This window comes from Pedobacter flavus, assembly GCF_036324285.1.
GTDB classification, from domain to species: domain Bacteria; phylum Bacteroidota; class Bacteroidia; order Sphingobacteriales; family Sphingobacteriaceae; genus Pedobacter; species Pedobacter flavus.
Map to the genome: position 1 here is coordinate 574,806 of NZ_JAZDQU010000002.1, position 23,869 is coordinate 598,674.

General features: G+C 32.3%; 21 protein-coding genes. 9 read left to right on the plus strand and 12 right to left on the minus strand.

Going from position 1 to position 23,869, the window contains the following annotated elements; all coding sequences use genetic code 11:
- The first annotated feature begins 33 nt into the window (after positions 1 to 33).
- Positions 34 to 573 carry a DUF2892 domain-containing protein gene (locus VRU49_RS08625; RefSeq protein ID WP_330146374.1) on the plus strand — a complete coding sequence of 180 codons (540 nt, stop codon included), beginning with the start codon at positions 34 to 36 and terminating at the stop codon, positions 571 to 573.
- 66 nt (positions 574 to 639) lie between these two features.
- On the opposite strand, the gene lysS is transcribed toward VRU49_RS08625, so the two are convergent.
- The 5 genes from lysS to VRU49_RS08650 form a co-directional block, all read right to left on the minus strand.
- A complete protein-coding gene (gene lysS, locus VRU49_RS08630) occupies positions 640 to 2,364 on the minus strand; it encodes a lysine--tRNA ligase (protein ID WP_330146375.1) in 1,725 nt (574 codons plus the stop codon).
- Positions 2,365 to 2,404: 40 nt separating this feature from the next.
- Positions 2,405 to 4,333: an AMP-dependent synthetase/ligase gene (locus VRU49_RS08635; protein ID WP_330146376.1), complete on the minus strand. Its 1,929-nt coding sequence runs from the start codon at positions 4,331 to 4,333 to the stop codon at positions 2,405 to 2,407.
- 72 nt (positions 4,334 to 4,405) lie between these two features.
- A complete protein-coding gene (locus tag VRU49_RS08640; protein ID WP_330146377.1) occupies positions 4,406 to 4,732 on the minus strand; it encodes a HesB/IscA family protein in 327 nt (108 codons plus the stop codon).
- A 55-nt stretch (positions 4,733 to 4,787) separates the two neighbouring features.
- On the minus strand, positions 4,788 to 5,201 hold the full coding sequence (gene iscU, locus VRU49_RS08645; protein ID WP_330146378.1) for a Fe-S cluster assembly scaffold IscU: 414 nt from the start codon (positions 5,199 to 5,201) through the stop codon (positions 4,788 to 4,790).
- 609 nt (positions 5,202 to 5,810) lie between these two features.
- Positions 5,811 to 7,022 (minus strand): IscS subfamily cysteine desulfurase, encoded by a 1,212-nt coding sequence (locus tag VRU49_RS08650; protein ID WP_330146379.1) that lies wholly within the window; start codon positions 7,020 to 7,022, stop codon positions 5,811 to 5,813.
- A 115-nt stretch (positions 7,023 to 7,137) separates the two neighbouring features.
- On the opposite strand from VRU49_RS08650, the gene mce reads away from it, so the two are divergent.
- Positions 7,138 to 7,542 (plus strand): methylmalonyl-CoA epimerase, encoded by a 405-nt coding sequence (gene mce, locus VRU49_RS08655; protein WP_330146380.1) that lies wholly within the window; start codon positions 7,138 to 7,140, stop codon positions 7,540 to 7,542.
- A gap of 61 nt (positions 7,543 to 7,603) precedes the next feature.
- Here mce and VRU49_RS08660 read toward each other — a convergent pair whose 3' ends face one another.
- A complete protein-coding gene (locus VRU49_RS08660) occupies positions 7,604 to 8,302 on the minus strand; it encodes a DUF4377 domain-containing protein (RefSeq protein WP_330146381.1) in 699 nt (232 codons plus the stop codon).
- Between the two features lie 63 nt (positions 8,303 to 8,365).
- Entirely contained in the window at positions 8,366 to 9,622 is a 1,257-nt protein-coding gene (locus VRU49_RS08665) for a cation:proton antiporter (protein WP_330146382.1), read from the minus strand.
- Positions 9,623 to 9,927: 305 nt separating this feature from the next.
- On the opposite strand from VRU49_RS08665, the gene VRU49_RS08670 reads away from it, so the two are divergent.
- The 6 genes from VRU49_RS08670 (at position 9,928) to VRU49_RS08695 (ending at position 14,852) form a co-directional block, all read left to right on the plus strand.
- Entirely contained in the window at positions 9,928 to 10,176 is a 249-nt protein-coding gene (locus tag VRU49_RS08670; protein WP_330146383.1) for a type B 50S ribosomal protein L31, read from the plus strand.
- Between the two features lie 72 nt (positions 10,177 to 10,248).
- A complete protein-coding gene (locus VRU49_RS08675) occupies positions 10,249 to 11,424 on the plus strand; it encodes a GlmU family protein (protein WP_330146384.1) in 1,176 nt (391 codons plus the stop codon).
- Between the two features lies 1 nt (position 11,425).
- The gene (gene tpiA / locus VRU49_RS08680; RefSeq protein WP_330146385.1) at positions 11,426 to 12,187 is read left to right on the plus strand and encodes a triose-phosphate isomerase; all 762 of its coding nucleotides are present in this window, start codon (positions 11,426 to 11,428) and stop codon (positions 12,185 to 12,187) included.
- Positions 12,187 to 13,029, plus strand: coding sequence for a 50S ribosomal protein L11 methyltransferase (gene prmA / locus VRU49_RS08685; protein WP_330146386.1), 843 nt, complete (start codon positions 12,187 to 12,189; stop codon positions 13,027 to 13,029). Before tpiA ends, prmA begins: the two co-directional genes overlap by 1 nt.
- A gap of 108 nt (positions 13,030 to 13,137) precedes the next feature.
- Positions 13,138 to 14,487, plus strand: coding sequence for a UDP-N-acetylmuramate--L-alanine ligase (locus VRU49_RS08690; RefSeq protein ID WP_330146387.1), 1,350 nt, complete (start codon positions 13,138 to 13,140; stop codon positions 14,485 to 14,487).
- 32 nt (positions 14,488 to 14,519) lie between these two features.
- Positions 14,520 to 14,852 (plus strand): helix-turn-helix domain-containing protein, encoded by a 333-nt coding sequence (locus VRU49_RS08695; RefSeq protein WP_330146388.1) that lies wholly within the window; start codon positions 14,520 to 14,522, stop codon positions 14,850 to 14,852.
- Here VRU49_RS08695 and VRU49_RS08700 read toward each other — a convergent pair.
- The 5 genes from VRU49_RS08700 to VRU49_RS08720 all read right to left on the minus strand — a co-directional run bounded on the left by VRU49_RS08700 (position 14,849) and on the right by VRU49_RS08720 (position 22,108).
- The gene (locus VRU49_RS08700) at positions 14,849 to 15,967 is read right to left on the minus strand and encodes a GNAT family N-acetyltransferase (protein ID WP_330146389.1); all 1,119 of its coding nucleotides are present in this window, start codon (positions 15,965 to 15,967) and stop codon (positions 14,849 to 14,851) included. The genes VRU49_RS08695 and VRU49_RS08700 overlap by 4 nt on opposite strands.
- 78 nt (positions 15,968 to 16,045) lie before the next feature.
- Positions 16,046 to 16,258, minus strand: coding sequence for a hypothetical protein (locus VRU49_RS08705; protein ID WP_330146390.1), 213 nt, complete (start codon positions 16,256 to 16,258; stop codon positions 16,046 to 16,048).
- A 937-nt stretch (positions 16,259 to 17,195) separates the two neighbouring features.
- A complete protein-coding gene (locus VRU49_RS08710; protein ID WP_330146391.1) occupies positions 17,196 to 20,111 on the minus strand; it encodes a sensor histidine kinase in 2,916 nt (971 codons plus the stop codon).
- A gap of 13 nt (positions 20,112 to 20,124) precedes the next feature.
- On the minus strand, positions 20,125 to 20,877 hold the full coding sequence (locus VRU49_RS08715; protein WP_330146392.1) for a LytR/AlgR family response regulator transcription factor: 753 nt from the start codon (positions 20,875 to 20,877) through the stop codon (positions 20,125 to 20,127).
- A gap of 103 nt (positions 20,878 to 20,980) precedes the next feature.
- Complete coding sequence (locus VRU49_RS08720) at positions 20,981 to 22,108, minus strand: AI-2E family transporter (RefSeq protein ID WP_330146393.1); 1,128 nt, start codon at positions 22,106 to 22,108, stop codon at positions 20,981 to 20,983.
- 152 nt (positions 22,109 to 22,260) lie between these two features.
- Between VRU49_RS08720 and mnmE the strand changes: the two genes are divergently transcribed.
- Positions 22,261 to 23,622 (plus strand): tRNA uridine-5-carboxymethylaminomethyl(34) synthesis GTPase MnmE, encoded by a 1,362-nt coding sequence (mnmE, locus tag VRU49_RS08725; protein ID WP_330146394.1) that lies wholly within the window; start codon positions 22,261 to 22,263, stop codon positions 23,620 to 23,622.
- The last annotated feature ends 247 nt before the right edge of the window (positions 23,623 to 23,869 follow it).

A 23,869-nucleotide genomic window follows, 5' to 3' on the forward strand; every position in this document is an offset into this window, starting at 1 on the left:
CACGATATTTGCGGTTTAATAAAAACAAATTAGATGCCAAATATATTACGTTTAATTCTTGCCCTCGCTATGATGGGCGGTTCTATTGCTTTGATGATTTTTGGATTTTGGGGTTGGGGAATTCCATTGTTCTTTATAAGTATTATTGTGTTGGTTACGTTTTTTTATAACGAAAATATGTTATTAGCGCAGTGGTTTTTACGTAAAGACAATATGGCTAAAGCTGAGGTATTTTTAAAGAGAATCAAAAATTACGAAAGCGAATTACTTCGTGCACAACATGGTTATTATAATTTATTATTAGGTTTAATAGAATCTAGACGTGCACCTATGCAAAGTGAAAAATTCTTCAAAAAAGCTTTATCTCTAGGTATGCATATGGATCATAATACAGCTTTAGCTAAATTAAGCTTGGCGGGTATTTCAATTGCAAAACGAAATAAAAGAGAAGCTCAGCAATATTTAACTGAAGCTAAGAAAGCTGATAAAAATAAATTATTAGCAGATCAGATTAAGATGATGAAAGATCAATTAGGAATGATTGATAAACAACAGCAAGTAAGATATAGATAGAAACTCTATTTTAAATCACATAAAAAAAGTCCTGATTCATTTGAATCAGGACTTTTTTATTTTTAATTATTTGCCCCATTGATCAAATTGATCTCTAGTTGGCATAACTATTTCTAATTTCAATTTTTTACGCATTCCACCTAAATCATTGAATACTTTATTAGGATTTGCTGCTCTAAATTCTTCTAATGTATTGAAATTCATTTTACGAATTACTTCTACCCATTCAGCAGGAATTCCAGCGGCAATAAAATCAGCGTCAGTAGTAACTTTAGCTTTTTTCTCTGGTCGCATTTGAGGGAAGAATAATACTTCTTGAATACTACTTTGGTTGGTCATCAGCATAACTAATCTATCGATACCAATTCCTAAACCCGAAGTAGGAGGCATTCCGTACTCTAGTGCACGAACAAAATCTTCGTCCATAGCCATAGCTTCATCATCACCTCTAGCTGCTAATTTTAATTGATCTTCAAATCTTTCTTTCTGATCAATTGGATCATTTAATTCTGAATAGGCGTTTGCAATTTCTTTACCATTAACGAATAATTCAAATCGTTCTACCAATCCTTCTTTAGATCTATGCTTCTTAGCTAAAGGAGTCATTTCTAAAGGATAATCTGTAATATAAGTAGGCTGAATTAAATGTGCTTCAACTTTTTCGCTGAATAATTCATCAATTAATTTACCTCTACCCATTGAGTCGTCTATTTCAATACCTTGTTGTTTACAAGTTGCCGCTAATGTAGCTTCATCCATTTCAGAAACATCAATTCCTGTATATTTTTGGATAGACTCGTACATCGTTAATCGTTCGTATGGACCAGCGAAATTAATTTCATGATTACCAACTTTAACTTTAGATGATCCTGTGGTTGCAATAGCTACTTTTTCTAGGCAATCTTCAACCATTTTCATCATCCATATATAGTCTTTGTAGGCTACATAAATCTCCATTGAAGTAAACTCAGGGTTATGGGTTCTATCCATCCCTTCGTTTCTAAACATTTTTCCGAATTCATAAACGCCGTTAAATCCAGCTACAATTAAACGTTTTAGATATAATTCGTTCGCTATTCTTAAGAAAAGCGGCATATCTAAAGTATTGTGATGAGTTTCGAAAGGGCGAGCGGCTGCACCACCATGAACAGCTTGTAAAATAGGCGTTTCTACTTCCATCCAACCTTGCTCTTCAAAGTAATTACGCATGGTATGGATAACCTTACTTCGTTTAATGAAGATATCTTTGAAATGTGGGTTTACGGTTAAATCTACATAACGCTGACGGTAACGCATTTCTGGGTCAGTAAAACCATCATATGTATTTCCTTCATCGTCTCTTTTTACAATAGGAAGTGGTTTTAACGATTTAGAAAGTAATTTTAATGAAGTAGCATGAATAGAAATTTCGCCCGTTTGAGTGGTAAATGCATACCCAGTGATTCCTATAAAATCACCAAGATCCATTAATTTCTTAAATACTACATTGTATAAGTCTTTATTTTCTCCAGTACATAAATCATCTCTTTTTAAATAGATTTGAATTCGTCCTGTTGCATCCTGAATTTCGGCAAAACTAGCACTCCCCATAATTCTACGGGTCATGATACGTCCGGCAATAGAAATTTCCTTATACTTATCCTTAGTTTCTTCGTTAAAGTTTGCAGTAATATCATCTGCAGTAGCATTAACCAGAAATTCTTCTGCAGGATAGGGATCTATTCCCATAGCACGCAATTGTTGTAGCGCTTCTCTTCTTAATTTTTCTTGTTCCGAAAGTGGAGTGGTCATTGTCTTATTTTATATTGGGTATGGTAGGGTTAATTTACAATTACTCAGCATCTGAGGTGGCTATGTACATTTCATTAATGCTCTCAGCGTATTTATTTTCAATTACCTTTCGCTTTAATTTTAAAGACGGGGTAACTTCACCTTCTTCTTGAGTAAATGGATTCCTTTTAACTTTAAAATGTTTTATCCTTTCAAATTTTGCTAATTCATTAGAAAGTTTTTTAACATCTTCATTTATCCAATCAACGATATTTTGATCTTCTATGAATGGATTGGTTTCTTCGAAAAATTCGTTAGGTAAATTAAAAGTTTCTTGTAAAGTTTCTCTGCTTGGGACAATAATCGCGGTAATATATTCGCGTTTGTCGCCAATAATAAACATTTGTTCTATTTTTAAGCTTTTCAGATAAGTGTTTTCTACAGGTGTAGGATAAACATTTTTTCCATAAGCATTTACGATCATATTTTTTAAGCGATCGGTAATTTGAAGGTTACCTTTATGGAATTTTCCAATATCGCCGGTATGGAACCATTTATCTGGATCAATTGCTTCTGCGGTTTCTGCTGGTTTATTCCAATAACCTTGCATTACACAATGTCCGCGTACAATAATTTCACCTTCCTTACTTTCAAAATCCGGATTAAATGATTCGTGCGTTTGGATCGTATAAATTTCCTTGGTATCTATATCCTGAATTCCGATTTCTATATCAGGAATTACTCTTCCTACGGTACCATAAACTTGTCTATCGTACTCCGTTACACACATAACGGGCGAAGTTTCAGATAAACCAAAACCTTCTAATATTTTAATTCCAAGATTTCCGAAAAACTCACCTACATTTTTAGGAAGTGCAGCACCTCCAGAAATCATAAATTTTAATCTTCCACCAGTTTTCTCTTTAATTTTACTAAATACAAGCTTCTCAGCCATATTTTGTTTAAAAGAGATGATTGGTCCAGGTGTTTTTCCTGCTTCTTTTATATTTCTATATTCTTTACCAACTTCTAATGCCCATAAAAATATTTTCGCTTTTAATCCACCTGCATCAGTTCCACTTTTTATAGCTTTATCATGAATTCTTTCTAATAATCTTGGTACACAACTCATTACAGTTGGACGCACCTCTGCCATATTTTTCGCTAAAAGTTCTAAACTTTGAGCATAAGCAATTTTACAACCTTGAGCAATACAAACGTGGTAAGTGGCAGTTCGTTCGAAAACGTGACTTAAAGGAAGAAATGAAAGGAAGGTTTCATTTTGATCAATAACAGGAATCTGATCTAAACAAACCCTAACGTTATTTACAAAATTACCATGCGAAAGCATAACTCCTTTTGGAGTTCCTGTAGTTCCTGAAGTATAAATTAACGATGATAAATCTGATTGCTCAATTGAAGCTCTTATTTTATTGATGGTTTCAATAATTTTTGAGTTCACTTTTCCTTCATTTTCTAAAATAGATTTAAAAGGAATAATTGTAGCTTTTACTTGTTCTGGAATAGTTACTTTTTCATAACCTTCAAATGCTGGAATTAAAAATTGTAATTGCGGACAATTGGCAGCTATTTTAAGCACTTTTCTAAAAAGGAAATTATTTCCAATTAGGAGTGATTTTATTCCGGAGTCATTAATTATATATTGAACTTCGTGTTCTGAAAGAGTAGGGTAGATAGAAACGTTTACTGCTCCAATTTGTTGAATTCCTTGATCATAGTAAACATAATCAGGACCATTTTCTATCATTAAACCAGCTTTGTCTCCTTTTTGCATTCCATTATTAAGAAAGAATGCAGACACGGCATCGGCTCTATTAAGAGCATCTTTATAAGAAATATTTACCCAGTTGTTACCAACTTTATGAATTAAAAATGTATCTGTTTCTGGATGAATATTAGCTACCACATTGCGTAAGAAGCTTGGAATGGTAGTTTTTTCTGTAAAAACTGGCTTTATTTTTTGAGTCATATCTGTGTTAAACTAGCATATAAATAGCTAAGGGCACGAAGGTGCCCTGAAAACAAATATAATAAATGTTAGTTAAACAGAAAAACTCTCGCCGCAACCACAAGATCTGCTTGCGTTTGGGTTGTTAAAGTTGAAACCCTTTCCATTTAATCCGTCGGTAAAATCTAATTCTGTTCCCGCGAGGTATAAAAAGGATTTCATATCTAAGGCAATTTTAATTCCCTTATCTTCAAAAAATTGATCTCCTTTTTGGGTTTCATTATCAAAATCAAGATTATATGATAATCCAGAACAACCACCACCTTTTACAGAAACACGCAAAAAATAGGTGTTATCTAATGCAGATTGTTGCACCAGCTCATCAATTTTGTTCTTTGCTTTATCTGTTATTGTAATCATTATTTAGTGTTTAAAAGCGTTGATTTATAAGGTTTACAAATCAACGCTAATTATTCTAGTGATGAGATTTAGGCAATTCTAATGCTTCCATGCCATTCTTTACTCTGTAGTCGTTAATAGCAGATTTAATTGCATCTTCTGCTAATACAGAACAGTGAATTTTAACTGGAGGTAATGCTAATTCTTCAACAATATCCATGTTGTCTATTGCTAAAGCTTCATCAATACTTTTTCCTTTCAACCATTCTGTTGCTAGAGACGATGATGCAATTGCAGAACCACATCCAAAAGTTTTAAATTTTGCATCTGTAATTCTATGTTGGTCGTCTACTTCAATTTGTAAACGCATAACATCACCACACTCTGGAGCACCTACTAAACCAGTGCCTACAGATTTACTGTCTTTATCTAGTGTTCCAACATTTCTAGGGTTGGTATAGTGATCGATAACTTTTTCTGAATAAGCCATTTTTATTAATATTTTTTAGTGTAAACTTACAACTAAGGGTTTCTATTATTAGATTATACTCCTAAATGAAGGTTTAATCTATATTATTTATTCTACTTTAATCAAGTTGCTAATATTAAATGCTAGCTAATGCAAATGAGCATTTTAATAAGCAAGCATAACGTTGTAACTAGCAAGCAATTAAATCAACATCCATTGATTTTGAAATATTTTAGTTTTCATAAAATGTTTGCTAGTAAGGCTTGCGTAGCTTTAAGAGCGTAGTATTCAAATGCGAACTAACATTTTAATCAATAAGTACATCGCAACTAGCGAGCATTTAAATCAACATCCATTGATTTTGAAATATTTTAGTTTTCATAAAATGTTTGCTAGTAAGGCTTGCGTAGCTTTAAGAGCGTAGTATGCAAATGCGAACTAACATTTTAATCAATAAGTACATCGCAACTAGCGAGCATTTAAATCAACATCCATTGATTTTGAAATATTATAGTTTTTATAAAATGTTTGCTAGTAAGGCTTGCGTAGCTTTTAAAAAGCGGAGTTTGCTAATGCAAATGAGCATTTTTAATAAGCAAGCATAACGCAACTAGCGAGCATTTTATAAAACTAATGTTCTGCCCATTCAATCTTATCTAAGTCAATCCCCTCTTTAAACATTTCCCAAAGTGGTGATAAATCTCTTAGATGGTTTACGGCTTTCTTAGTAACTTCAATTGCATAATCAACTTCTTCTTCAGTAGTAAACCTACCTAATCCGAAACGGATAGATGAATGTGCTAAATCATCAGATAAACCTAAACTTTTTAATACGTATGAAGGTTCTAAAGAAGCAGATGTACAAGCTGAACCAGAAGATACAGCTAAATCTTTCATCGCCATCATTAAGCCTTCACCTTCAACATATTTAAAAGATATATTTGCTACATGTGGTAAACGGTTTTCTGTATTACCATTTACATAACTTTCTTCTAAAGTAGTTAACTCGCGTTCTAATTTATCGCGTAAAGCAGATAAACGTTTAGCTTCAGCATCCATTTCTAAGCGACACAATTCACAAGCTTTTCCGAATCCTACAATTCCAGGAACATTTAAAGTTCCAGAACGCATACCTCTTTCGTGGCCACCGCCATCCATTTGAGCTGTAACTTTAACTCTTGGATTTTTTCTACGAACATAAAGTGCACCAACACCTTTTGGGCCATACATTTTATGTGCAGAAAAAGCTAATAAATCGATTCCATCTGCATTAACATCAACCGGAATTTTACCTACCGCTTGAGTTGCATCGGTCATAAATAAGGCACCGTGTTTATGAGCAATTGCAGAAATTTCCTTGATTGGCTGAATTACACCAATTTCGTTGTTTCCGTACATTATGGTAACTAAAATGGTTTGAGGAGTCATAGCAGCTTCTAATTCTGCTAAATCTATTAAACCATCTTCTTTAACTTTTAGATAGGTAACCTTAGCACCTAATTTTTCTAAATGTTTACAAGTATCTAATACGGCTTTATGTTCAGTAGTAGCGGTAATAATATGATTTCCTTTATCGCTATACATTTCAAAAACGCCCTTAATAGCTAAATTATCAGCTTCAGTAGCGCCAGACGTAAAAATTATTTCTTTTTCATTTGCGCCAATTAATTTTGCTGCTTGCTCGCGAGCATAATCTACGCCTTCTTCAGCAACCCATCCAAAAGCATGGTTTCTACTAGCAGCATTACCAAATTTACTGGTTAAATAAGGTAGCATTGCTTCTAAAACGCGTGGATCTAATGGTGTTGTTGCGTTATTGTCTAAATATATTGGAAGTTCCATGGGGATATTTTATACTTAATAATATACAAAGATACTAAAAAAGATTTCTATCAATATAAGTTTGAGTTATGAAAAACCCATAAAAACATGCATTTTTACATTTTTACAACTAAACATGATGCGAAAGATTGAACATATTGGAATTGCTGTCAAAAATTTAGAAGAATCCATAAAAAATTACACCTTAATTTTAGGGGTTCCATGTTATAAAAGAGAAAAAGTAGAGTCGGAATACGTGGAAACCGCTTTTTTTTTAACAGGCGAAAATAAGATAGAATTGCTCGAAGCTAAGCATCCAGATAGTGCTATCGCTAAATTTTTGGAAAAAAAAGGGGAGGGTATCCATCATATCGCTTTTGATGTTGAAGATATTTTTAAAGAAATGGAACGACTAAAGTTGGAAGGTTATACGTTGTTAAACGAACAACCGAAGAGAGGAGCAGACAATAAGCTTATTTGTTTTGTTCACCCAAAGGAAACCAATGGGGTGTTGATGGAACTTTGTCAAGAAATCAGGTAATTTTGTTAAGATATTGTTGTTTTAGTTTATCTGATTTTTAGTTTAATATTGATTGAAAAACTTATTTGTTTGCCTCAAATACCATGACTACTTTATTGTCTTTTGATAATTTTAAGAAGGAATCTTCAATTAAATAGGTGTAACTGTTATCTGAGAGAAGTTTAGCAAATTCGTTTTCCAATTGCATAATATCTGTATCTGAACAAGCCATTAATGTGCTTCCTATTGCTTTGAAATTGATGGTTTGATTAGTAATTGTGTACGAACCAAAGTATGTGTTACAACCTAATGATCCTTTTATGCCATTGTCAATAAACGAAAGGTTTGCTTTAGAATTTGGCAATACTTTTTGGTTGATTTCTATTAATTTCCAGGTTATATTTTGAATTATAGGTATATCAATATTTTTCTTGGTCTTTTTTATAATTCTTTTTAAAACATATCGTTTGGTTGAGCCGTCTGCTGGCGGATTTTTGACGTCAATTGTTTTAATTTTTATCAGGTATTCATTTCCAGGTTCAAAATTAAAGCCTTCTATTGGTCCATAGAAGTTTTGCCATTCTGTAGACGATTTATATTTTACTTGTAAACATAATTGTGGAACTAAACTTACACATTCTTTCTTCTCTGAGTTCACCCATATTCTTTGAGCATTTGAAGGCTGAATAAATGCTATAAGGCCAATTATAACAAGAAATACTAGCTTTTTAATAGTGTTATTGTTATGGATGTGTGTATTGTTATGATTTAAAACAATCATGCTTCTATGAATTTGGTAATTGCTCGCAAAACAAAAATAGAGGGTTAATTGTTTTTAATTTTTTTATTCTTCTTCTTTAGATAATACCCTATTGGCTAATTTACCAATGCTTAATCCTTGTATTATAATAGAAAATACTACAACAAAATAGGTGATGGCAATAATAATGGGTTTGTTTGGACCTTCGTCTATAGATAGAGCCAATGCGATTGAAACACCACCTCTTAGGCCACCCCAAACTAGTATTTTAATCGTTCCATTGCTAAATTTATTTCGAAATGGAATGATTTTTACAGGAATAAATAAGGAAATAAATCTAGCTAGTAAAACAATGAAGATGGTGATTAGTCCAATTCCCCAATAAGAGGTTAGGTTTTCGATAATAAGTAATTCAAAGCCTATAAATAGGAATAAAATGGCGTTTAATATTTCATCAATTAATTCCCAAAATTTACCTAGATAATCTTTAGTGGTGGCCGACATAGCATTATTTTTGCCATAATTTCCTATAACGAGTCCGGCAGCAACCATGGTAAGTGGACCAGAAATATGCATGGCATGGGCAATTAAATATCCACCCATTACAACGGATAGAGTGATTAAAACAGATACCTTATAGTCATCTATTTTACGCATCGCATCTGAAGCACCAAATCCCAAAAGCGCACCTAAAATAAATCCGCCGCCCGCTTCTTTTAACAATAACCATGAAATATTTAAAAAGTTGATATCCATGTCACTTGATCTAGTTAATTGAAGTATTACAGCAAATACAACAACGGCAACACCATCATTAAAAAGAGATTCTCCAGCAACTTTAGTTTCTAAGGATTTTTTAACCTTAGCTTCTTTTAAAACACCCATTACAGCAATAGGGTCTGTAGGTGAAATTAAAGCGCCAAACAGCAAACAATAGATAAAGGGTAAGTCGATATTTAAAAAGGCAGTTACATAATACAATAGACCAGCTACTGCAAAAGTTGATATGATAACACTCACCGTCGAAAATATAATAATCGGTGCACGTTGTTCTTTTAAATCCTTTAAATTAATATGAATAGCTCCAGCAAACAGTAAAAAATTAAGCATGGCACCCATTAGTACTTCAGTAAAATCTACATCTTTTAGCAGTTGCGAAAAGTTTGTGAATTTGAGTAAGCTATTTGGAAATACATTATGCACTATTACAAGTAAAATAGAGGTTATCATCGCGATAATCATAATCCCTATTGTGGCTGGTAGCTTTAAATAGCGTAGATTTAAATAGGCGAAAAATGAGGCTAAAACTATTAATACCGAGAATGAATAATATAATTCCATATTTTATTTTAAAGAAAAATATCGCAATATACCTGTTTTAGGTCGTTTCTTGCGGATTAATTTGTATTTTAGTGCAAAATTAATGGTGTAGATATTTTGATAATAATTTTCTTAATACTTGGTGTGAAATAAACCTGAAACGAATTAAAATATTTTATTTATACTTCGTTTGCTTTTGAGAAATAAAATTATGATATTTGCAACCTTAAAAATCTGTTTAAAGAAATAGTAATAAATTTTTGGCACGTTGCGGTAATGACTAAATTTGCATTCCCTTCGTTTCAAGACCATAAATAAAATATAGAATGAAAAAAGATCTGCATCCTTCGAATTACAGAATGGTAGTTTTTAAAGACATGTCAAACGAATATGCTTTTTTAACTAAATCTTGTGTTGAGACTAAAGAAACAATTAAATGGGAAGATGGAAATGAATATCCATTATACAAGTTAGAGATTTCTCATACTTCACACCCTTTTTACACTGGTAAAATGAAGTTAGTTGATACTGCTGGTCGTATTGATAAATTCAAAACTCGTTACGCAAAGAAATAAAAGTATTAAATTATTTCATTATAAGTTAAAGAGCCCCGTAAAACTACGGGGCTTTTTTTTATTTTTGTATCTATGAACCTAAATCTCATAGATACCTCGGAATGGAAAACGCTTAAGCCTTTAACTTTTACTCGACCAGTTGCAGATTTAAGAATAGGGATATTAACCATTGCAGAGAAATGGCAACAGCAATTAAAAGCCGCTGTTGGATTTATAACGCAAGATTATTTACAAGCAAAGTATCCTTCAATTCAAGCTTCCGATTTTGTTATAAATGGAAGTATTTGTCCAGACCCAAAATTAATTTCTGTAATCCTAAGTTTAAAACCTAATCAGGTTTTAATTAAGGGTTCTACTTGTATTGCATGGCATACAAATTCCATAGATCCAAATGTTCTTTTTAATCTTAAAGAATTTGAAACTGTAGATTACAAGGAAGATTTTTTACAAATTCAGTTTCCAGAGGATATTTTTAAGTTCAATGATATTGCTATTAAGAGGGATTTTGATTGGATTACTAAGGGAAGAGAAAGTGCCTCAATAAGTTCTACCAATATAATTTTAGGTGATCAATTTTTTGCTGAAGAAGGTGCAGAAGCGGAGTGTTCTACTTTTAATACTCGACAAGGTCCAATTTATTTAGGGAAAAATTCTCAAGTATGGGAAGGTTCACATATTAGAGGAAGTTTTGCTTTATGCGATAATTCTGATGTGAAAATGGGTGCTAAAATTTATGGTCAAACCACCATTGGTCCGCATAGTAGAGTAGGAGGCGAAATTAACAATGCGGTTATTTGGGGTTATTCTTCAAAAGGACACGATGGTTATTTAGGGAATGCCGTTTTAGGTCAATGGTGCAATATTGGTGCTGATAGTAATAATTCTAATTTAAAGAATAATTACGCTGAAGTAAGGTTATGGGATTATAATACTCAACGTTTTAGGCCTACAGGTATGCAGTTTTGCGGTTTAATTATGGCTGATCATGCAAAATGTGCTATAAATACCATGTTTAATACTGGAACTGTGGCAGGTGTTAGTGCCAATATTTTTGGCAGTGGATTTCCCCGCAATTTTATTCCAGATTTTTCTTGGGGAGGGGCGCATGGGTTTGAAATTTATACATTGAAAAAAATGTATGAAACGTCAGAAAAAGTATATTCACGCCGAAATATGGTGTTTAATGATCAAGAAAAAGCTATTTTAGAGGCAGTTTTTGAAAACACACAAGAATTTAGGCATTTTTAATATGAGAAAAAGGATAGTAGCAGGAAATTGGAAGATGAATTTAGACATGGAGAAGGGGATGTCTGTATTTTCTGAAATTGTGCACATGGTTAACGATGAGCGAAATGGAACACAAGAAGTTATAATTTGTCCACCTTTCCCATTATTAAATCAATTTGCAAAATTAGGCGCGGGGATTGTGCATGTTGGAGCTCAAAATTGTCATGATCAAGCTTCAGGTGCATATACAGGAGAGATTTCTGCTCATATGATAAAATCAACAGGGGCAAATTATGTAATTATTGGCCATTCGGAGCGCCGTCAATATTTTGCTGAATCTAATGAATTACTTTTAGTTAAAACCAAACAAGCATTAGCGAATAATTTAAAGCCTATTTTCTGTATTGGCGAAACCTTAGAAGAACGTAATAACGGTAGTTATTTTGATGTTTTAAGAACCCAATTAAAAGAAGGTGTATTTGGATTGTCTGAATTTGAATTTGAACAGGTCATTCTAGCTTACGAACCCGTTTGGGCAATTGGAACCGGATTAACAGCTAGTCCAGAGCAAGCTCAGGATATTCATAGCTTTATTCGTCAGGAAATAGAAAATCATTATAACCAAACAATTGCCAATAACACCTCAATTTTATATGGTGGAAGTTGTAATCCAGGCAATGCTGCTGCACTTTTTGCGCAATCGGATATTGATGGGGGATTAATTGGTGGAGCGTCTTTAAAATCGAGAGATTTTACGGATATAGTTAAAGCATTAAACGGATAATGGAATATACAAAAGTTAATTTTAACCTCATTAAGGCTGAGGAATATCAAGTAGATCTTTTGATAGATGTTTTAGGATCTATCGGTTTTGAATCATTTGATGAAACTGAAAATGGATTTAATGCTTTTATTCAAACTTCGGAGTTTGATGAAGGCGTACTAAATTCTACTTTATCAGATTTTGATGAAGAAATAGAATATACATTTGAGATTTCTGAAGTTGTTCCTGAAAATTGGAATACCGCTTGGGAAAAAAACTTCTCACCTATGGTGGTTAAAGACCAATGTTATGTGAGAGCGACATTTCACGATCCTAAACCAACATTTCCATACGAAATAATTATAGACCCAAAGATGGCATTTGGGACGGGCCACCATCAAACTACTACCATGATGATGGAGTATATTTTAGAGCGAGATTGGAAGGGCAAAAAGGTATTAGATATGGGATGTGGAACAGGAATACTTGCACTTCTTGCTGCAAAAAAGGGCGCTACAGAAATAATTGCGATAGATTACGACCCGCTTTCCTATGAAAGTACCATAGAAAATGCCAATTTAAATAATCAGCCTTTAATTAAAGCAATTTGTGGAGGAAAGGAAATTATTCCTAATGAAATTTTTGATTCCATTTTAGCTAATATTAATAGAAATATATTGTTAGATCAAATTCCAAGATATGCAGAAGTGTTGAAGGAAAATGGTTCAATATTTTTCAGTGGATTTTACGAAGAACCAGATATGGGGATGATTTTAGAAGCTTGCAAACCTTTTAAAATGGAATACGTAAGTCATAAAAAAATGGGGGATTGGGTAGCATTGGAATGTAAAAAACTGCCTTAATTCATTTACTTCCAAAATGTTGTACTTAATTTTTAATTAAAAATAAATTAAGTATTAATAAACAATAATCTTAATAATTTATTACATTTATCAAAAGAATTCGATATTATGCGCATTCATTTCATAGCTATTGGCGGAAGCGCCATGCATAATTTAGCAATAGCGCTTTCTAAAAAAGGTTTTCAAGTAAGTGGATCAGATGATCAAATCTTTGAGCCTTCATCATCCAGATTACAAAAATATGGGCTATTACCTGCAGAAATGGGGTGGGACGTATCAAGAATTACTGCAGATTTAGATGCAGTAATTTTAGGGATGCATGCTAGAAAAGATAATCCTGAGTTGTTAAAAGCACAAGAATTAGGGTTAAAAATATATTCATATCCTGAATATATTTACGAACAAAGTAAGGATAAGTTAAGAGTTGTAATTGGAGGAAGTCATGGTAAAACTACCATTACTTCTATGATTTTACATGTTCTGAAGCATCAAAATAAAGCATTTGATTATTTAGTTGGTGCTCAACTAGAAGGTTTTGAAACAATGGTTAAATTAACCGATGCTCCAATTATTGTAATTGAGGGCGACGAATATTTAGCTTCGCCAATAGATATGCGACCAAAATTTCATTTATATAAAGCAAACCTTGCTGTTATAAGTGGAATAGCGTGGGATCATATCAATGTTTTTAAAACTTATGACGACTATAAACTACAGTTTGATAAATTTATAGACAGTATTGAACCTAATGGAAGTTTGATTTATTGTTCATTAGACGAGGATTTAAATGAACTAGTAAAGAATAACCAAAAAGAAGTGAACAAAATACCATACGGTTTACCAGAAAATAAGGTGGTTGATGGGGTGACTTATTTGGAGCCAGAACACATTGGTTTAAAGGTGTTTGGGAATCATAATTTATTAAATTTAAATGCTGCTAAGTTAATCTGTAAGGAACTTGGAATTGATGAAATTGCATTTAACGAATCTATATCTTCTTTTTCAGGAGCAGCAAAAAGATTGGAATTATTATTTAATGGTAAGACGACTAATGTTTACAAGGACTTTGCGCATTCTCCGTCGAAATTAAAAGCTACAATAGAAGCTGTTAAATCTCAATTCCCTGATAGAAAGCTAGTAGCTTGTATTGAATTGCATACTTTTAGTAGTTTAAATTTAGAGTTTTTAAAAACTTATGCAAATACAATGGACTTAGCAGATGAAGCGATAGTGTTTATTGATAATGATACTTTTTTACATAAAAAATTAGAACCATTTAACCAAAACGACGTTAGAACCAACTTTAAAAACTTAAATTTGTTGTTTTTTGATGACATAAGTAAACTAAAAGTTCATTTAAAAAGCATTAATTTTGCAAATTCAAACTTACTTTTAATGAGTTCAGGCAATTTTTCGGGCTTGGACTTAAATAAATTGGCACGTGAGTTGACAGTATAATTATTATATTTTAAATTAAATCCCTATACACAATGAGCATTATTGGTAAAAACATTAAATCATTAAGACAGAAAAATGGTTGGAGCCAAGGGGAGGTTGCTAAAAGGTTAAGCATCTCTATTCCAGCCTTTTCTAAAATAGAAACTGGCATAACTGATATTAATATATCACGTTTAGATCAAATTGCCAGACTATTTGAAGTCTCTACATTAGACATCATTTCTGCTGATGGAGAAAGCAACAGAAATGCTAACTCACTTGAAATACAAGAATTAAAGCAAAAACTTGCTGAAAGTGAAAACGAAATCATCAAACTTCAGAAGAAGGTGATTGATTTATATGAAGAAATCCGAAATAAAGGTTAAAAATCTAATTGCATAGTCAGGTGTCGTTTTCCAAAAGCGGCACCTGTTGCTTTATGAATGCTTAGCATTTTATCATTAAAATCGCCAACCCAACTCAATTCTAGTTCTTTATATTGATTTTTTGGCAATACATACTCCTTCAATTTAATAAATAAGCAAGATTCTAAGCCATTCTTTTGGTACTGATTTTTGGTGCCCATTACTACTGCTCTCATTCTATCAGCACCTTTCCAGCGATTATAAGCAAATTTGATCTTCTCAATTAGCCCTAATTTTCCTTTTAAGCCTTTAATAAATTGATTGGCATCTGGAATTATAACCACAAATGAAGCGGGTTCTCCATTATAATAAGCAAACCAAATTAGTTTTTCATCCATTATAGGCTCCATTTTTTGGAAACTTTCTGCCAAAACTTCCTTTTTTATTGGCGTGAAATTTTCAAAATCTTTCCATCCATCATTGTAAATTTCCATTAAATCTTCAGTGTACTTATCTGCTTTCTTTTTATCGAAATGCTCAAAAGTATATCCAGGTTTATTGGCTACCCAATTTGCAATTTTTGTAAATCGTTCAGGAAATGGAATTGCAAGATTTAAATGGTTGGTTATTTGTTCGTAAACTGTCTTAAACCCATAATTTTCGAACAATGCTCTATAATATGGTAAATTATAATTCATGCCATAAGAAGCAGGTGTGAAACCTTCTACTAATAGTCCCCAAAATGAATCATTTTCGCCAAAATTAATTGGTCCAAGCATACTTTGCATGCCTTTTTCTTTTAACCACTCTTTTGCTGTATCAAATAATAGATTTGCGGCTTGTTGATTATCTATACATTCAAAAAAACCACAACCACCTGTAGGGATAGGGGTAACGTTTGCTTTTTTATGATTTATAAAGGCAGCTATTCTACCAATAGTTTTATTATTGTCGTCTACTAAAATCCACCTGTTACATACGCCATGTGAGAAAAATGGATTTTTATTTTCATCAAATACCTGTTCAATAACCTGATCTAATGGTCTAATATAGTTTGCATCATTTTTATAGATCATTTCAGTTAACTCTAAAAATTCTCTTCGGTGTTGTGGCGTTTCTACAGTTATTATGCGCATTAGTAGTTTTTGGTAGGATTAAAAATAAAAAGCATCCGATATTTATCGGATGCTTTAAAAATATTAATTTTTTATGGATTAATAATCATCTAGATCATCATCGTCATCATCGAAATCATTGAAACCTCCAATATCATCAATTGGAACGTCAAATTCGTCATCATCGTCTGCATCACTTTCTGTATCGATCAAGTTATCTTCATCGAAATCATCGTCGTCTTGTTCAATGTCCGGATTCCTTTTAATTGGCTCACCGGCATCCTGGTTAAAATTTTTCTTTGGCGTTTTCATATTTAAAATTTAAAAGCACAATTAAGGATGATCTTAATTATAGTTTAAGAAAGGTTTTTCTGCCTTTCCAACATCAAAATTAGAATAAAAACATTTTAAAATTAAAATAAATTTAAAAAAATATATGACAACTTTAACCTTTATAAACTAACACTGTTTTTTTTAATAATATTAGTTGTTTTATTGTATTGATTGGCAATAGTATATACCATTTTTCTGTATTAATCGTATTTTATCATAATTATTGATTTTACTTATGACCAACCATTAATGGTTCGAGTAGGAGATTTGTGGAGATTTTAAGTTTTAAGGAGATCTTATCGCTGCATTGCATTTCGCTCCAGGAGGACGGGTCGGGGGATTCCGCTTCAGGATAATACCCTAGATTTGTCATCCTGGAGGCCAGTCTTTAGTGTAACGAAAGTTGGCCGATAGGATCTTATGAACCAATCTATGAGATCCTATCGCTGCATTGCATTTCGCTCCAGGAGGACGGGTCGGGGGATTCCGCTCTATGAGGAAGTGTAATGGGGGATTCACTCATTTTCATTTTGTTATAGGATTAACCCCGATCGGTCATTTTTAAGGCTAACCTGTAGCGCAGCGAAAGTTGGCCGATAGCATCTTATGAACCAATTTATGAGATCCTATCGTTGCATTGCATTTCGCTCCTGGACGACGGTTCGAGTGGGATTTATGATAAACTATTACCAATAAAAAAGCGGTCTAGTTATTAACAGGACCGCTTTTAACACACAAATGAAACCTGAATCGAGATATTTGTTTTAGGTTAGGTTAAATATCTTTAATCAATTCTTTAAGAACGTTTTTTCCAAACATTAAATGTTTGTATTAAATCAATGATACAATTTTAAGACTTAAAGAGTCAATTTTTTTTACAAGTTAGTATTCGGTATTCCTAATTGAGTAATCGGTATTATTGGTTTTTTAAAGGTATGGATAGCTCAACTTGTGTACCACCTAGTGGTCTATCTTTTACTGAAAGTTGTATATTATTTTGTTCAATAGCATTAATAATTCTAATTCTTTCCTTTGTTAATTCCATTCCCTTACTTATATGTCCTTCATTTTTTAAAGCCTTAGATGCATTAATACCAATACCATTATCAATAATCTCAATAATTAAAGTTTCCAACTTTAAACTCATGATAATATTAACTTCTCCCATGCTTGGTTTTGGCATTAATCCATGCCAAATAGCATTTTCTATAAAAGGTTGTAATAACATGGAAGGAATTAAAATTTCGGATGTGTCAATTTCTTCATCAACAGTAATCGTATAATTAAATTTTTCTCCAAACCTTATCTTTTCTAAACTTAAGTATAAGTTTAAATACTCTAACTCTTCTTCTATAGTGATATAACTTTTGGCACAGATATCTAGATTTTTTCTAATTAATCGCGCAAATCCAGTAAGCATTTTATTAGCAGCTACCTTTTCCTGTGTGTTAATATAATGTTGAATAGAGTTCATTACATTAAAAATGAAATGAGGGTTCATTAAAGCTTGTAAAGCTTGTTGTTCGAGCGTTAGAATTTTGTTTTTCATAATCAGCTGTAATTTCTCTTTATTACGCTGTTGCCTATTTACCATTACAATAATTCTAAAAACAAAGAAGGCGCCCAAAAGGGCAATTAATACCCAGAACCAAGTACTTTGATAAAATTTAAGTTCAATTTTAAACATTAATTCTGTTGCAGGCCCCCAATTTTCTCCCGGATAGCGAGCAGATATCTGTAAATTATAATCGCCAGCCTCCAAAGCAGAAAATTCCAATGAAGTACTATTAGTAGCAATCCAAGTGTTTTTATTTTTTAAGCGATATCTGTATTGAATATTTCTATTACTAAAATCAACAACACTAAACTCAATATATAATGATTTATAATTTTCAGGTATAAAAAATGTGTTTTTCTCTATTGAGATAGGTGAATTATCTATTTTAATAGATTTAAAATGTACTTCAGCTGGATTTAATACAATTTTTTCTGATGAATTGGCAAAATAAACTAAACCTGAATTGGTAGCGAAATATGCATTTTGATCGTCTATAAATAAATCATTTATACCACTAATTAATAATTCATTTGCATAATCGAAATTTCTAATATCATAGGCTCTATTTTTAATATTTATTTGGTTTATACCACTATTGGTAATAGCCCATAACATTTTATTATGATAAAATAATTTATAAACAATATTACTTCCTAAGCCATTCTTTGTTGTAAGTATTTTCTTGATTTTTCCATCTTTTAGAATTAAAATTCCATGTCCGTCGGTTGCCAAAACAATTTCACCTGTTGAGATTTGAATAATATCGTTCATTCTTTCAGACAAAAGCGTATCCATAGTCCTTAAGTCCTGTAATTTATTATCCCAATAACCACCTAATCCGTTAATATTTGAATACCAAAGCCTAGCTTGGTTATCATAATAAACTTTATACGCTCTATTTTCTATATAATTGGTGGTTTTCTGAATGTCTTTAATTAAGAAACTTAATTCATTTTCGGGGGTCATAATAACTCCAGAAGATAAAGCCACAGCTATTTCATTTTTATTATTTAAATCGAAGTTTTTAATAGAAAGGACAGCATTTGTTTTTTCTTTATAAAAAGTTGTTTTGGGCTTTAAATTATCAATTTGCTCTAATTTCCCTAATCCTCTATCAAAAGCAAAATATAAAATATCTTTATTCTGATTAAATTTTAGTTGTTTTACTTTGTAATTTTGGATGTATTTGGAATCTAATTTTAATGACGAGGCAAAAGATTTATCAGCATTAAGAATGTCAATTGTTCCATTGTCCAATCCTAACCAGAATCTATTTTTATTGTCTTTTCCAATACTCATAACGGAATTATTGCTTAGCCCGTTAGCCGTATTCACTATATACATTCTTTCTAATGGAACAGGAAGCATATAAATACCATTTCCTGTTGTGAACCAAAAATTACCGTCTTTATCTTTTGTAACTTGGTTTACTGAAGTTCCTTGTAGATATTTGGTAGTAGTACCATTTTGTCCAATAACTACCACACCATTAGAAGTACTTAACCAAATAGATTGATCATCAGCATAAAAATAGCCCGGATCGTTTTCTAAATACTGTGGATCAATTTTTTGTTTTAAAAGTGTAAGCGCTCCATTTTTTTGATATAGACCATCTTTTTTTAAATAAAGAATCTTTCCTCCAGGTTGTGAATTAAACACTTTATAAGAAATGGGAAGATCTTTTTTATCCTCTATTTCAAAATTTCCATTTTTTAAAACCAGCACGGCCTGGTGACTATATGCTCTAATTACACCAGCATTATCTTCATGAACGTAGGCATTAGAAAATTGAGCATATAAATCTCTCGAAACAAAACTATGTAGTTTAGTGCCATCCCACATACTTAATAGATTTGTATTGGTACCTAGCCAAATTCTACCTTTTTTATCCTCCAAAAAAGAGGTTACCATTCCATTTATACTTAACTTCTTTACCAGCTTATCATTACTCGAATTGTAAATTTTACCCTTATAGAAGTACGACATCTTACCATTAAGTGACAAAAACCAAATTCTACCTAATTTATCTTGCTTTATTTGTAAAACTTGATTATCCGCCAGTCCATTATCCATAGTGAATTTTTCGAACTTTTGACCATCATATCTGGCCACTCCGGCAAACGTGGCAATCCAAATAAAATTATCTCGATCTTGAAAAAGGTAATAGCAAGTATTACTGGGTAGTCCGTTGCTACTTGTATAATGATATAAGTGAGGTTCTTGAGCAAAACCTTTCCCTGCATTACCTATTAGCAATACAAGGATGAAAATCAATATTCGAATAGAATTATACACGCTTTATATTGGTGAATTGTTTTATTTTAAAATAAAATTCAGAAATTCTTCGTCTCGATACCTGAAACTCTTCTCCGTTGGTCATAATTACTTTTAAACCGGTTTTAGAGCTATAGGCTTTTAAATATTCTAGATTAATAAGTGTTGATTTATGGATTCTAAAGAATGAAAATTCGGATAATATTTCTTCGTAATCTTTTAAAACTTTAGAAACCGTAATCTTCTCGTTGTTTTCAAGACTAATAATACTGTAATTGCTATCAGCCTCTATATATAAAATTGTATCCGTATTAATAATTCTATAACCGTTTGCAGTAGGTATAGTAAGCTTTTTTACCTCACCTTTATCGTTTAAATGATTATCGATAATTGGCATCGGTTGATTTTTCTTTTTATTTTCTACAGCCTTATTAACAGCGATAATTAATTCATCAATATCTATTGGTTTTAATAAATAATCGAGTGCATTAGCTTTTATAGCTTTTAACGCGTATTGATCAAAAGCAGTAGTGAAAATTATATTAGATTTTTGAGCTTCGGGATGTTCCAATAATGAAAATCCGTTTTCTCCAGGCATAGCAATGTCAAGAAAAATTACATCTGGACGCGAAGATAGTAGCGTTCTGGCCTCAGCTACCGACTTAGCAATACCCGTAATTTTAATTTCTGGACAGTTCTCCTGAATTAGAAAATACAAAGAAGAGCGTGCAAACTCTTCATCATCTACTATTATCGCGTTTAGCATATTTCCAAATTTAGTTTTTTAATTGGAATTTTAAATAATTAACTAAATAATTAAAAAATAGTAGAAAAGCTTATAGAGTTTGTGAAATTATTAGCAAAAACGACTAATTAACTTCTTTATTAATATCCTCACTAGCGGCAATCTTATTTTTCTTTCTGAAAATTGGGAAACTCATAGGACTGAGATTTGGTCTTTCATCGCCCAGTAGGGCACCCCATTGTTTAAATATCTCAGATCTATCGAATATTATTTTAAGCGTTGCAATAATTGGGATCGATAAAAACATACCTGAAATACCGGCCACACTTCCTCCAATAAATACACCTAAAATAGCCATAAGGGCATTTATCTTGACTTTAGAACCTACTATTCTAGGCATTAAGATATTATTATCGAAAAATTGAACCACCGAGATTGCAACGAGAACGGTAACAATTTGCCATCCATCTTGAGATGAAGTTAATGTTAGTAATACTCCAATAATATTTCCAATAAGCGCACCAACATAGGGGATAAGATTTAAAAGCGCGAAAATAACCCCAATTAATAAAGCATGCTTTATGTCAAATAAATAAAGCGAACCACCCAATAAAACTGTGATATAAATAATTTGAATCAATAAACCTACCAAATAGTTTTTTACCATTGATTCTGTTTCATAAATAGCTTCTTTAACCTTAAAATGTTGTTCTGGTTTAAACCACATAAAAATAAATCGGAGCAAAATATCTTTATAAAACAGCATTAGATAAATGTAAATTGGTAATAAGCCTAAAAACACAAAAGAATTTGTGATGCCTAATAATGCACTTCCAGCAGTTTTATTACCCAAGGCTAATAAATCGTCACTTTTTTGGGTTATTAAATCAATTTGTTCCTTTGTAGAATAATGGCTGATGTTGCTAATCCACTTACTTAAACTTGTTAAATGAAGATTAACATTTCTTTTAATTTCTGGAAAATCTGAAACAAGGAAACTAATTTGTGCATAGAAAAACCATATAATGACGCCAATAAAAGCAAATACGAATAGAATTGGAAGAACTATAGCTATAATTTCAGGGAATCGTTTTTTCTTTAGAAAGCGGTAAATAGGCAATAACATGATGGAAATAAAAAAAGCCATCAGTACAGGCATTATTATATTTTGTCCCAATACGATAATGCAAACAACTAAACAAAGACCTAATAGCTCAATTGATCTTTTTACGGTAATGGGCATTCCATTCATAATAAACACTAATTATTGCAGTTTAACAACAATTTAAAATTATTGTTTTTTATTTCAAAATCGTAAAGGATTTAATTATTTCTTTTAACGAGTTGTTAGTTCCATAAATAAGAAAAACTTAATTCGGGTTTTATGCGTATTTTTGGACATCTATGATAACAAATTCTGATACCATTGTAGCCTTATCTACGCCCCAAGGATCGGGCGCAATTGGCGTTATCCGCCTTTCTGGACCAGATGCAATTGCTATTGCAAACAAAGCTTTTGCAGGCAAAGATTTAGAAAAACAAGCTTCCCATACCTTACATTTTGGTTTAATTAAAGATGGTGAATCTATTATAGATGAAGTGGTTGCAGGTTTATTTATTGCGCCCAAATCCTATACAAAGGAAAACGTGGTTGAGCTATCATGCCATGGATCTCAATACATCATCCAAGAAATTATACGTCTCTTAATAAAGTTAGGTGCCCGCGCTGCAAAACCAGGAGAGTTTACATTACGCGCATTTTTAAATGGAGCATTTGATTTGAGTCAGGCTGAGGCTGTTGCCGATTTAATTGCATCTAATTCCCAAGCATCACACGATGTGGCCATGCAACAAATGCGTGGAGGTTTTGCTAACGAATTAAAGCAATTGCGCGACGAGCTGATTCATTTTGCTTCTATGATCGAATTAGAATTAGATTTTGCCGAAGAGGATGTAGAATTCGCTAATCGCGATCAGTTAAAACAACTTATTTTAAAAATTAATACAGTATTAAATAAGCTGATTTCTTCATTCGAATTAGGAAATGTGCTAAAAAATGGTGTCCCTGTGGTAATCGCAGGTAAACCAAACGTTGGTAAATCTACCTTACTTAATGCTTTATTAAATGAAGAACGTGCCATTGTATCAGATATCGCAGGAACTACCCGCGACACGATTGAAGATGAAATGAACATCGGTGGTGTTGCTTTTAGATTTATAGATACGGCCGGAATACGCGAAACCGCTGATATTATTGAAGCCAAAGGCGTTGAACGTACGTTAGAGAAGATGAAGCAGGCGAGGTTGATTATCTATATGGTAGATGGAAACGAACCTATTGAAGCCATTGAAGCCCAAGTAAAAGGCTTGGAAGGGCAGGAGGTGCCATTTGTTTTATTGGTAAATAAGGTAGATACTTTGGCAGAATCAACAAAATTTGCCTTGTCGCGTTTTAATGTGCATTATATTTCTGCTAAACAAAATATTGGGATAGATGATCTTAAGGATATTTTATTAGATACGGTAAAGTTTAAAAATTTAGACACTAACGAAACCCTGGTGACTAATATTAGGCATGTAGAGGCTTTAAAACGTACTGAAGCAGCTCTTTCTAAGGTATTAGATAATCTTTCTTCCCAAGTTACGTCAGATTTTATAGCGATGGATATAAAGCAGGCACTCCACTATTTAGGCGAAATTACCGGTGAAGTAACGACTGATGATTTGCTGGAGAATATATTTACGAAGTTTTGTATCGGAAAGTAAACACCTCAAAACAACCAAACAGCAAACGTACATAAAGTCTATTTAATGCGTTTTTTATTGTTATTCATGTCAAGATGACTTCAAATTTAACAATACGGAAAAATTGAATGCCCCAAGCAGAATTAATCCATACAATTCCGTGCTATATGTTAAATAAAGTAAAGTGATAACTTTACTTTATACTTGCAGTTGTAAAGTATTAGCTTTACTTTTTACTTCTAAAAGTCAATATATAACTTTACTTTGT